The sequence below is a fragment of the Pantoea dispersa genome (assembly GCF_035783935.1).
In the GTDB taxonomy this organism is placed as follows: domain Bacteria; phylum Pseudomonadota; class Gammaproteobacteria; order Enterobacterales; family Enterobacteriaceae; genus Pantoea; species Pantoea dispersa_C.
The window spans coordinates 470,432-482,940 of record NZ_JALKOV010000002.1 but is presented as its reverse complement, the minus strand read 5'-3'; the positions used below and the strand labels follow the sequence as shown (position 1 = coordinate 482,940).

At 58.2% G+C, this 12,509-nt stretch carries 8 protein-coding genes; 1 reads left to right on the top strand and 7 read right to left on the bottom strand.

Going from position 1 to position 12,509, the window contains the following annotated elements:
• Window positions 1-490: 490 nt before the first annotated feature.
• Complete coding sequence (locus tag MXF20_RS07185) at window positions 491-994, bottom strand: MarR family winged helix-turn-helix transcriptional regulator (RefSeq protein ID WP_325968453.1); 504 nt, start codon at window positions 992-994, stop codon at window positions 491-493.
• Window positions 995-1,064: 70 nt separating this feature from the next.
• Here MXF20_RS07185 and MXF20_RS07180 point away from each other — a divergent pair, with 70 nt between their 5' ends.
• Complete coding sequence (locus MXF20_RS07180; RefSeq protein ID WP_325968452.1) at window positions 1,065-1,355, top strand: DUF1330 domain-containing protein; 291 nt, start codon at window positions 1,065-1,067, stop codon at window positions 1,353-1,355.
• Window positions 1,356-1,791: 436 nt separating this feature from the next.
• Here MXF20_RS07180 and cobA read toward each other — a convergent pair whose 3' ends face one another.
• The 6 genes from cobA to MXF20_RS07150 are packed head-to-tail and all read right to left on the bottom strand — an operon-like array spanning window position 1,792 to window position 12,254.
• A complete protein-coding gene (cobA, locus tag MXF20_RS07175; protein ID WP_325968450.1) occupies window positions 1,792-2,622 on the bottom strand; it encodes a uroporphyrinogen-III C-methyltransferase in 831 nt (276 codons plus the stop codon).
• Window positions 2,619-5,240, bottom strand: a complete 2,622-nt coding sequence (locus MXF20_RS07170; protein ID WP_325968449.1) for a nitrate reductase — start codon at window positions 5,238-5,240, stop codon at window positions 2,619-2,621. Before MXF20_RS07170 ends, cobA begins: the two co-directional genes overlap by 4 nt.
• Window positions 5,237-9,310, bottom strand: a complete 4,074-nt coding sequence (gene nirB / locus MXF20_RS07165; protein ID WP_325968447.1) for a nitrite reductase large subunit NirB — start codon at window positions 9,308-9,310, stop codon at window positions 5,237-5,239. Before nirB ends, MXF20_RS07170 begins: the two co-directional genes overlap by 4 nt.
• Window positions 9,311-9,320: 10 nt before the next feature.
• The gene (locus MXF20_RS07160) at window positions 9,321-10,109 is read right to left on the bottom strand and encodes an ABC transporter ATP-binding protein (protein ID WP_325968446.1); all 789 of its coding nucleotides are present in this window, start codon (window positions 10,107-10,109) and stop codon (window positions 9,321-9,323) included.
• Between the two features lie 10 nt (window positions 10,110-10,119).
• Window positions 10,120-10,992, bottom strand: a complete 873-nt coding sequence (gene ntrB, locus MXF20_RS07155; RefSeq protein ID WP_325968445.1) for a nitrate ABC transporter permease — start codon at window positions 10,990-10,992, stop codon at window positions 10,120-10,122.
• Window positions 10,992-12,254 (bottom strand): CmpA/NrtA family ABC transporter substrate-binding protein, encoded by a 1,263-nt coding sequence (locus MXF20_RS07150; RefSeq protein WP_325968444.1) that lies wholly within the window; start codon window positions 12,252-12,254, stop codon window positions 10,992-10,994. The genes ntrB and MXF20_RS07150 overlap by 1 nt, the downstream gene beginning before the upstream one ends.
• Window positions 12,255-12,509: the final 255 nt, after the last annotated feature.

The following is a 12,509-nucleotide window of genomic DNA, read 5'->3' as shown; positions in this document are numbered from 1 at the left end:
CAGTTTTGCAAAAAATTAAAACAGATAAATTTTATTCGAAATCTAAATCAGACGGGTCCTATCTACTCTGACCGGGAAAGTCTAACAACAGCGTTTACCAGTTACTAATGTCCGCCTCTGGCACAAAACGGAGATTCAGCATGCATTTTTACAAAGTACCAACATCTCAATGGTCAGTATTTGAAAGCATGTAACCCTTCACTCGTTCCGTGTTTATAAGCACCATACTCCACACCTGTTTTTTGAGAATCCCTGCTTAGCCCAGTGCTGACGCGGATATGAGCATGCCCGCACTTTCTGGGCATAAACAGGGAAAGATAGGGTATGGCATGATTTATACGACTGTAACCGGCTACGCAGGGCGTACGGCGCGGTTCAGCTTCATACCGGAACGCTCTGCATGCCTCAGAAAATAAGGTAAAAGATCGTTCATATTGAGGAAACCTATTTTTCAAGAGGCTCAATCAGGAGTGCTGATACGGGGAGATTGTCATTCAGCTACCGTATTTTTATTGTGGGAGTTGCGATCTGCTTCAGGGCTCTGGTCGATATTTATTGCCCTGGCTAACTCCTTCATTGCCCATGTTGCTGACCGGAGTCGGTCATCACCCATCTTGATGGACAACTTATCTTTAGCTGATTTCCATACAGGCAAGGCATCTGCCATGAGCTGGTATCCGGAATGCGTCAGATTTAGCCGCTTTCCTGCGCGGCCGCGTCCACCTTCGGAACGGACTAAACCTCTCAATTCCAGGTTCTGAACATTTCGGCTCAGGGTTGTCGCATCAACACCCGCGCTGACCGCAAGATCAACTATTGTGGCGCCCTCGAAAGCGCCAATTCCAACCAACAGGCTGAATTGCTCGGCGGTGAGACCGAGCGATTTGAAACAGACATTGTAGTAGCGCGTGACTGCGCGCGCCGTGGCACGAGCCTGAAATCCCGGACATTCAGCTGCTATTTCCCTGAAATATTTTGGATCAAAACCGCTCATGAGGTACCTCTTGAAATCCCGATCAACCAATAATAGTGTATATGCATTATTTAACAACGGGAGAAGCATTATGCCAGCGTACGTGCACATCAATCTGCGTGTTATTGACCCTGACAGGCAGTCTAAACTCGCTCCCCGGTTTCAGGCAGCTCTTGAAGAAGCCGGCGGGCGAATTCTGCATTTTGGCTCCGTCTCGGAGGTTCTTGAAGGCGATGAGATGCCTCTGCCATTAGCTGGCGTATTTGAGTTTCCAACCCTTAACCAGGCGTTAGCCTTCTACAACTCTGAAAAATACGCACCCATCAAGGCCGAACGCCGGGAAGCTCAGGAAGCACGGATGTTCATTGTCGAAACCGACTGAGATCCTTTCCCAGGGTACAGACAGATTCTTATGAGTCCATCCTGTGCCTCATAAGGCTTTGCCAGGAAATCAAAAATATCCTGCGTAGAGCCTGTTTATTATGAAGACAAAACCAACTCCCTGGGTAGAGTTTAAAAATAATATTCATATAAATCAGTCGTTAAGTGCATCTTTTGATTCAAGATCACAAAAAACTGTTGCCGTTTTCAGAACGCCATAACACCGGTGAACCCGTTTTCGCATCAGTGCACCGATGGCGTTTATTCAGGGTAAAATCTTAAGAAAAATGTCTGAGTGAGGTAACTGTCAGGCATCAGTTTCATGTGAAAGGCGCTTAAGATAGGGGCTCTCACTAACATATTCGCCGATAATGCTTTTACGACCGTCTCATCCCCCAGCCGTAAAAACCGTGTCCCTTCCTTCGGCACGTTAAGCATCACTGCACTGCACTATCACTTAACGCCAACTCCTCCCCATGCGCTGCGACTCGATCAGCCCGGTAATAGCGCACCACATCGCCCACAATCAGTAACGACGGCGACACCGGTTTTTGCTGCTCAACAGTTTCAGGCAACCCGGCCAGGGTGGTGATCAGTACCCGCTGGTTCTGACGCGTACCGTTCTCAATGATCGCCACCGGCGTTGCCTCACTGCGGCCATATTCCCGTAACCGGGCGCTAATCACGCTGCTCCAGCTTAACCCCATGTAAAACACCAGCGTCTGATTGGTCGCGGTCAGCGCCGCCGCATCCAGCTGCGGCTCGCCGCTGCGCCCGTGTCCGGTGATAAAGCGCAATGACTGGGCACAGTCACGGTGCGTCAGTGGAATGCCGCTGGCAGCCGCACAGCCCACGGCGGCGGTAATGCCGGGCACCACTTCGCAGACAATATTCGCCTGTTGCAGGCTGACCATCTCTTCACCGCCACGGCCAAAGATAAAGGGATCGCCGCCTTTTAAACGTACGACATTGCGCCCGCTGGTAGCCAGGTCCACCAGCAATTGATTAATCTGTGCCTGCTTCAGGCCGTGATGACCCGGCTGTTTACCTAAGTCGATACAGAGTGCGCTACTGGCGACTTCCGCCATCACCGCTTCGCTGACCAGGCGATCATAGACCACGACATCCGCACGTTGCAGCAGGCGCAGCGCCTTGACTGTCAGTAGATCCACATCCCCCGGTCCGGCCCCTACCAGCCAGACTTTGCCAGGGCTGGACGCGTTGTCCGGCGCCAGCAGTTTATCTAAAGGATTGATCGCAATCATCATTCTTCCTCCGGTACAGCAACGGAAAGCAACAGGTGTTTTAGCTCCGGCAGGCACGAGCCACAGTTGGTACCACAGTTGAGTGCGTTACCCAGTGCCTGAGTGCTGTGACAGCCCTGTTTAATCGCCTGTAAGATGGTGTTTTCCCCGACGCCAAAGCAGCTACAGATCGTCCGGCCAGCCACGGCACGTTGTGCCGATTGTCCCGCCAGCAGAGCATGCCGATCCGCCGCATTCACCGGTGCCTGGCGAAAAGCCTGCGCAACCCACTCATGATTGATCTCGGGTAAAGACGCGCCTGCATAAAAGGCCAGGTGCAGCTCACCGTTGCGCCAGGCCAGCAGGCGGTAATGCGGTTCCGCCGCATGGGCGGTTTGCAGTTGCAGCCCGGCCAGCGGAATCGTTGCCATGAGCCATTTTTCTGGCGAACCGTCTCCGGCCAGGCTAAAGCGTTGCACGCCCTCATAGGGCGTTCGCGCCCAGTAGCGCAGCGCATCAGGCGGGCTTGCATCGCGCTGCCAGAGCCAGCCCTGCCAGCTGGCGTTGAGCGGGTGGATACGCACAGCGGTTTGTTTAAAGGCAGGCTGTGCCGAGACTGGACAGCGGGTTGAAGCCACCAGTCCGCCGACCGTGCCCTGCAGGCTGAACTGTCGGTTCCAGTGCATAGGGACAAAGAACTCACCGCGCCGCAGACCGCTGTCCAGCGTCACACGCACCGTCATCCAGCCCGCGTTGGACTGCACCCGTGCCAGTGCGCCCGCGCACAGGCCATAGCGTTGTGCGTCCTGCGGATGCAGGGCCGCAAACGGCTCATCACAATGCTGCATGAGCCGGGGAACCAGGCCGGTACGCGTCATGGTGTGCCACTGATCGCGGATCCGTCCGCTGTTCATTAATAACGGGTAAGCCGTTTCGCACACCACTGGCTGCGGCGTGGCCGGTGGCAACAGGCGGGCTTTACCATCAGGATGGTAAAAGTGCCGGTCGCTGAACAACCGGGCGCAGCCCTCGGGATAGCGAGCGTTGATTGGCCACTGTACCGGCTTCATCGCATCCCACTGTGCGTCGCTGATACCGGCCAGACCGCTGATATCAAAGGCGCGCTGGCCGTTGTTCTCAAACCCCGACAACGCCGCATGCTCGCGGAAGATGGCTGCAGGATGCGTCCAGGTAAAGCCTTCATGAAAGCCCAGACGCTGGGCGACCTGCGCAAGTAACCACCAGTCCGGCTTGGCTTCTCCGGCCGGGGGCATAAACGCGCGCTGACGGGAAATCCGGCGTTCAGAATTGGTCACGGTGCCGTTCTTTTCCCCCCAGCCCTGCGCGGGTAGCAAAATATGCGCAAAGGCGGTGGTATCCGTTTGCGCCAGCACGTCTGACACAATTACCAGCGGACAGGCAGCCAGCGCCCGGGCAATGCGATTGCCTTCTGGCATCGACACCGCCGGATTGGTGCCCATAATCCACACCGCTTTGATTGCCCCACGGTCAATGGCGTCAAACAGATCAACTGCCGTCAGGCCGGGCTCACGCGCCATACGCGGACTGCGCCAGAAACGCTGTAAACGGTCGCAATCTTCTGCGGTGAAACTCATATGCGCCGCCAGTTGGTTGGCCAGCCCCCCTACTTCCCGTCCGCCCATCGCATTCGGTTGTCCGGTCAGCGAAAACGGGCCGCAGCCGGGTCGGCCAATCTTGCCGCTCAGCAGATGCGCATTGAGAATGGCATTGTTGTTGTCACTGCCGCTTTGTGACTGGTTAATGCCCATGCACCATAAGGTCAGTACGCGCTCATGCCGGGCGAACAACCGGTAGAACGCTGTGATTACTTCATGGCTGATATCACAATGGGCTGCCACCGCCGCACCATCCCACTGCCGCGCGGCCTGTAAGGTTGTTTCTACACCGTCCAGATGCGGCAGCATCGTGACGTCAATGCCGTCATGCTGTTCCAGCCAGTGCAGCAGGCCCGAGAACAGGGCCGGATCGCTGCCCGGCCGAAGCGGTAAATGCAGATCGGCGAATTCACAACTGGCCGTGCGGCGCGGATCGATTACCACAACCTGCATCTCAGGGCGCTGCGTTTTTGCCTGTTTCAGGCGCTGAAACAGCACCGGATGGGCCCAGGCGGCGTTCGAGCCGGCCAGGATAACCACCTCAGCCTCATCCAGATCCTCGTAACAGCACGGTACAGCATCCGCCCCGAATGCCCGCTTATAGCCTGTCACCGCGGAGGCCATACACAGGCGTGAATTGGTATCGATGTTGGCGACGCCGAGAAAGCCTTTCATCAGCTTGTTCGCCACATAGTAATCTTCCGTGAGCAACTGGCCGGAACCGTAAAAAGCCACCGCCTGCGGGCCATGTGCATCGATAATCCTGCGCAAACCGTCAGCCGCGGCATCCAGTGCCGTCTCCATGCTGACCCGCTGGTGATGAAGTTGAGGATGCAGCAACCGTCCGGCCTGTGTCAGGGTTTCGCCCAGTGCCGCGCCCTTTACGCACAGCCGCCCGGCATTCGCCGGATGACGGGTATCGCCACTGACCTGAGCCGACGCGCTCTGCGGCTGCGTAACCTCGACGCCGCAGCCCACACCGCAATAAGCGCAGGTCGTTTTCATGATGCCTGCGCCATCAGGTCAAGCGGACGGTTCGCGACCCAGACCTGGCCGTCCTCCAGTTTGACCGGCCAGCAACGCAGCTGATGCTGGGGATTATCAAGGCTCTGTCCGTCCCGCAGGCGTACGCGCTGTTTGTAAAGCGGCGAGATCACCACCGGCTCCCCCGCAACATCACCAAGGATGCCGCGTGACAGTACGCTGGCTTCGCTGCCTGGCTCACGATCCTCCAGCGCATAACAGTCATCACCCATGCGGAATAAGGCAATACGGACGCTGCCAAGACGGGCTCCGATGCCGGCCTCTGGCGGGATGGCCTCCAGTGGGCAGATTTCGCTCCAGGGTTCGGCGGGCAGATGCATCAGGGGAATACCACTGGCCTTATGTGGCTGGCGCTGTCCGCGCACGCGTGCATAGTGCAGCGTTTCATCCGGCTGATCGCTGTTCACTGTGGCGGTAAACAGCGCACGGCGTGAGGGATCGGCCAGCGTGGTCTGCCATTCGCACTGCCAGGTGTTCACCACCTGTTGCATGTCCTGTTCCAGCGTGGCGGCGATCCCCAGGCTGTCATGAATCACCACCTCACGCAGGTAGTCCAGCCCACCCTCCATGTTATCCATCCAGACGCTGGTCCGCTGCAGGCGATCCGCCGTGCGCACGTAGAACATCAGAATCCGGTCGACGTACTGGATTAGCGTGTCATCGTCCAGATCGCTGGCAAACAGTTCCGCATGGCGCGGCTTCATGCCGCCATTGCCGCAGACGTACAGGTTCCAGCCGTTTTCCGTGGCGATGACCCCGATATCCTTACTTTGTGCTTCCGCACATTCGCGGGTACAGCCGGACACAGCCATCTTGATCTTATGCGGTGCGCGCAGGCCCTTATACCGGTTTTCCAGCGCGATGGCGAAGGCGGTAGAATCCTGCACGCCATAACGGCACCAGGTCGAGCCGACGCAGGATTTTACCGTACGCAGGGATTTTCCGTAGGCATGACCGGTTTCAAAACCGGCTTCCAGTAGGGTTTCCCAGATAGCAGGCAGCTGGTCCAGCCGCGCACCAAACAGATCGATACGCTGGCCGCCGGTAATTTTGGTATAGAGATCGTAACGCGCGGCTACTTCGCCGATGGCAATCAGGCCCTGTGGCGTGATCTCGCCCCCCGGCACGCGCGGTACGACCGAATAGGTGCCATCTTTCTGTATATTGGCAAAGTAACGGTCATTCGTGTCCTGTAAAGGTAAGTGTGCCGGTTTCAGCAGGTAATCATTCCAGCACGAGGCCAGCAGCGACCCTGCCAGCGGTTTACATACCTCGCAACCACAGCCCCGCCCGTGGCTGGCCAGCAGATCGTCAAAGGTTTTGATGCCATGAATCCGGATCAGGTGATACAGCTCCTGACGGGAATAGGCGAAGTGCTCGCAGATGTCTTTTTTAACGGCGACGCCGAGGTTTTCCAGCTGAAACTCCATCACCTGTTTTACCAGCGCGGCGCAGCCGCCACAGCCTGTTGCGGCTTTGGTGCAGCTTTTTACACTGGCCATATCGCCACAGCCACTCTGCACCGCATGGCAGATATCGCCTTTACTGACGTTATGACAGGAACACACCTGGGCACTGTCCGGCAGCGCAGCGACGCCCAACCCTTTGGCCGGCGCACCATTCAACACAGGCAAAATCAGCGTTTCCGCTGCCGTCGGCAGCGGCATGGTGTTTAACATCATTTGCAGGAGCGTGGCATAGTCGCTGCTGTCTCCCACCAGCACGCCGCCCAGCAGGCGTGCATTGTCGGCGCTAACCACGATCTTCTTGTAAATGCCTTTTGGCCCATTGGCCCAGTGGTAGCTGAGGCTGCCCGGCGTTTTGCCGTGCGCATCGCCAAAGGAGGCGACTTCTACGCCCAGCAGCTTCAGTTTAGTGCTCATGTCGGCACCGGTGAACTGCGCCGGTTCGGCCGCCAGATGCCCGGCCAGCACACGCGCCATCTGGTAGCCTGGCGCTACCAGGCCAAAAATCTGCCCATTCCACAACGCGCATTCGCCGATGGCATAAATGTCGCTGTCACTGGTCTGGCAATGATCATTGATGGTAATGCCACCGCGCGGCCCCACGCTGATGTCGGCGCTCCGGGCCAGCTCGTCACGCGGGCGAATACCGGCAGAGAACAGCACCAGATCGGTAGCCAGCTCGCCGCCATCGGCAAAGTGCAGCACCAGACTGCCGTCAGGCTGGGTGGCAATCTGTTCGGTCTGCTTCGAGGTATGCACCGTCACGCCCAGCGAGTCGATCTTTTGCCGCAGCATCAGCGCCCCGCCGTCATCCAGCTGCACGGCCATCAGGCGCGGCGCAAACTCAACCACGTGCGTTTCCAGTCCCAGCTGCTTCAGTGCATTGGCGGCTTCCAGGCCCAGCAGTCCGCCGCCGATCACCACGCCGCGCTGACTCTGGCGGGCACAGGCTGCGATGGCATCCAGATCGTCCAGCGTGCGATAGACAAAGCAGCGCCCGGCGTCATGGCCGGGTACCGGTGGTACAAAGGCGCGGGAGCCGGTGGCCAGCACTAGCTTATCCCAGGCCAGCTCACGGCCCGCGCTATCACGCAGGCTGCGCTGCTGGCGATCGATCGCCTCTACCCGGCAACCGCTGCGCAGTTCAATCGCGTTCCGGGCAAAAAAATCCTCGCTCACCAGCGACAACTCTGTTGCCGTTTTACCGGTGAAATACTCAGAAAGATGGACCCGATCGTAAGCCTGATAGCGCTCTTCGCCGTAGACCACAACGTGATAATGCTGATGCAGGTTACGGGCGACCAGCTGCTCCAGAAAATGGTGGCTGACCATGCCGTGACCCACCACGGCTAATACAGGTTTCGTTTGGCTCATCACAGGGTTTCCTGCAGCCAGCGGCTGCGTTTCAGGTTCATCAAGGCCGAACAGCGTATTCACCGAAACCGGTCCGGCATTATGGAGTTGGTTCAGCAGCGCGCCACTTTGCTGGCCGTCGCCATACAGCAGCACGCCGTTCAGCCGGCCGTCTTTGAGGAACAGGCGGCGATAGTGCCCGGCGATCGGGTCAAAACTGGAGACAGACGGGGCTTCGCGAACGTCACCGGCGCTAAACAGGGAAATGCCGCTAACTTTGAGACGCGTGCCCGTGGCCGCGCTGTAGAAATCCCCCTGAGGCCGATCGGCCAGTTGCGCCGCCAGAATCTTCGCCTGGGCCAGACAGGGCGCGACCAGACCGAAGGTCTCGCCGCTGATTTCACAACATTCGCCTACGGCATAAATTCCGGCGTGCGCAGTGCGCAACTGGCGATCCACCAGAATGCCGCGCTGACAGGGAATACCGGCGGCCTGCGCCAGCGCGATCGCCGGCTGGACACCAATGGCCATCACCACCTGCGCCGCCGCCAGCACCCGGCCATCGTGGAGAATCACGCTATCCGTCCGGATCGCCGCAAGACTGGCATTCAGTTCACAGCGAATGCCGCGCGCCCGGAGCTGAGCCAGCAGTAATTCCCCTGCCCTGACATCCAGCTGTCTGTCCAGCAAACGTGACTGACGATGAATCAGCGTGACCTGACGTCCCTGCGCCTGAAGTCCGGCGGCGGCTTCAATACCCAGATAGCCTCCACCGACCACCATTACCGGACCTTGCCCGGCCAGCAAAGTCTCCACATCCTGCAGCGTGCGAAAGGTGCTGACATGCGGCAGGTCGCTGCCTGGAACAGACGGCCTGCAGGGCCGCGATCCGGTCGCCAGTACCAAGCGGTCCCAGTGCAGCAGGCGCTGGTCGGTGCGTAAGGTCCGCTCAGCGATATTCACCTGTTCCACCGTCTCTCCCGCCAGCAGGGTTATGCCGTGATGGCGATACCAGTCAGGGTCGTGGATTAGCGTTCGTTCAACGGTGGTTTCCCCGGCCAGCAGCGGCGACAACAGCACACGGTTATAGTTGCCGTGCGGCTCACGGCCAATCACAGTGATGTCGTAACGCATCGGCGCCAGCTGCAACAGAGTTTCTACCGTGTGCATGCCCGCCATCCCGTTACCCGCAACCAGCAGCCGTTGTCTCATGGTGTCGTCCTTATGCCGCCGAGGTCTGTTTTTCGTAAAGAAAATGCAGCACTTTCTGGCGCAGCTGGTGATAACGCACGTCATCCGCCAGCGCCACGCGTGAACGCGGCCGGGCCAGGTCGATCGTCAGGATATCGCCCACCTGCGCCGCCGGACCGTTGGTCATCATCAGTACCCGATCGGACAGCAACACGGCTTCATCCACATCATGGGTAATCAGGACGATGGTGGTGTTCAGCGCCTGCTGGATGCGCATGACGCTGTCCTGCAGATGCGCGCGCGTTAAGGCATCCAGCGCACCGAAGGGTTCGTCGAGCAGCAGCACGCGAGGTTTCATTGCCAGCGCGCGGGCGATACCGACACGCTGCTTCATGCCACCGGAGATCTCGCCGGGGCGCTTATGCATGGCATGACTCATTTGCACCTGGTTCAGGTTGTGCTCGATCCAGTCACGCATTTCCGCCTTGTTCATCTTGCCTTTAAACACCTGCCCTACCGCCAGCTCAACGTTCTGATAGGCCGTCAGCCAGGGCAACAGCGAGTGGTTTTGAAACACAACGGCGCGCTCAGGGCCGGGGCCGGTGACTTCGCGGTTATCGCATAACAGGACGCCGCTGGTAGGTCGGGTTAAACCGGCGATCAGGTTGAGCAGCGTGGATTTACCACAGCCGGAGTGGCCAATCAGGCTCAGGGTTTCCCCCTGATGAATATCAAAGCTGACATTATCGAGCGCCAGAAAATCGCCGCCGGAAGTGGTAAAACGCTGGCTGACCTGCTGTACACGAATGATAGGTTGCATAGTGTTCCCCTTATTTATCCCAGCTAAAGCGACGCGCCAGCAGCATCAGTCCCTGCTCCAGTAGCAGGCCGACGACGCCAATCAGCAAAATGGCAATCAGGATGTTTTCAACATTGAGGTTGTTCCACTCGTTCCAGATCCAGAAGCCGATCCCCAGGCCGCCCGTCAGCATTTCGGCAGCCACGATCACCAGCCAGGCGATGCCAATCGACAGGCGGACCCCGGTCAGCACCGCAGGCAGAACGGCGGGAAACAGGATGCGGCGCAGGATGGTCCATTCCGACAGTTGCAGCACGCGCGCCACGTTGAGGTAATCCTGAGGTATGCGCTGTACGCCTTCGGCGGTATTGATAATCATCGGCCAGATAGAACAGATAAAAATGGTCCAGCTGGAGGCCGGTTCGGCACGCTGAAACAGCAGCAGGCCGATAGGCAGCCAGGCCAGCGGACTGACCGGACGCAGTAGCGCGATAACCGGATTGAACATGCGTGCCACAAAGGTAAAACGCCCCAGCAGAAAACCTGCGGGAATCCCCACCAGCGCGGCAAGACCAAAGCCGATAGCGACGCGCTGCAGCGAGGCCAGCACATTCCAGCCGATGCCCTGATCGTTGGGGCCGTTGTTATAGAACGGATCGGCGAACAGGATTTTCGCCGCTTCCCAGGTGGCGTAAGGGCCGGGAAAGCCTTTGCTGGAAAGGGCCGCGATCTGCCAGATCAGAAGCAGAAGCATTACACCGCACAGCGCGGGAATGGCACGCTGCAAAAACGGGCGCAGGCGCGCAGGAGAGCGCATCTTTTTTGGCGTGACCTGAAGGGGTACCACCATGGCCTGGGTGGGCAGCGTCTCAGGCTGCGTCAGGGAGCGAGTCTGGGTTTTCATCACGACCTCTCTTTATGGTTAATGGCAAAGCTGGCGGCGTAAACGTCAGGATTCGTGCCATCCCACACCTTGCCGTCGATCAGGGTGCTGCTACGCATCTCACTGCCGGGCAACGTGATGTTGCCGACGGCGCTCGCTGCCTGTTTGTAGATATCAATTCGGTTGATCTGCTTTGCGACGGCCAGATAGTCCGGATCCTCGGTCAGCATTCCCCAGCGCTTAAGCTGGGTGAGGAACCACATGCCATCGGACAGATACGGGAAACTGACGCTGCCATCATGGAAGAAGCGCATCGCATGCGGGTCCTGCCATTTCTGTCCCAGCCCGTTTTCGTACTGGCCGAGCATGCGGCCCTGCAGAATCTCAGGTTTGGTGTTGATCCAGGCGCGCCCGGCCAGCACCTGCGCCGTTTCGCGGCGGTTATCATCGGAGGCATCGATCCAGCGTGCCGCCTCCAGGACAGCCGCCGTCAGCGCGCGTGCCGTATTGGGGTTTTCTTTCACCCACGCGGCGCGGGTACCGAGAATTTTTTCGGGATGATCAGGCCAAATCTGCTGGCTGGTCGCGACGGTAAAACCAATATCGTCACTGATGGCGCGCTGATTCCACGGCTCGCCCACACAGAAGCCGCTCATGTTGCCAATCTTCATATTCATCACCATCTGCGGCGGCGGCACGACGACAGTGCGCACGTCATCAAAGGGATTGATACCGGCATTCGCCAGCCAGTAGTACAGCCACATCGCGTGGGTACTGGTCGGAAAGGTATGCGCAAAGGTGAGACTGCCTTTGGCCTGGCTGTCGATGGTCTTTTTCAGGCTGGCGGCATCGGTGACCTTTTGCGCTTTAAGCTGGTTCGACAGGGAGATTGCCTGGCCATTGTTGTTGAGCGTCATCAGGTTCGCCATCGCATGCTGAGGACCGGCAACGCCCAGTTGCAGGCCATAGATCATGCTGTACAGGACGTGTGCTGCATCGAGCTCACCGGAGATCAGTTTGTCGCGGACGGCTGCCCAACTGGCTTCTTTACTGGGCTGTAGCGTCAGACCATATTTTTTGTCGAAGCCTTTCACCGAGGCCATGACGACCGGCGCACAGTCGGTCAGTGGAATAAATCCCACCCGCACGGTGGCTTTTTCTGGCGCATCGGAACCCGCCGCCCATACGGCGTTGCGCAATCCCGGCAACAGCCACAGCCCGCCAACGGCGGCGCTGGATAACAGCAGTTGGCGTCGAGACAGTGAAACTGGCGATTTGCTCATTTTTTTGCCACCCTCAGGAAATAAAAAAAGGCGTCCTCTCCACTGCTTTCGCAGGAAGATGGACGCCTTTATCCAAAAGCACTCGCTTTACCGCCGTTGGCAAAGCAAATGCATACACTCAATAAGGTAAAGCAAACAGCATGCCAGCTTTGAAAGGGCCCTGCGCGGGGCTATCCAGGCTTTACCCGGGCTGGTTTTTTAACCGATTTTGCACGTTTGTGACGCAGACCACGCACAAGCATTGTGCAGCTAACG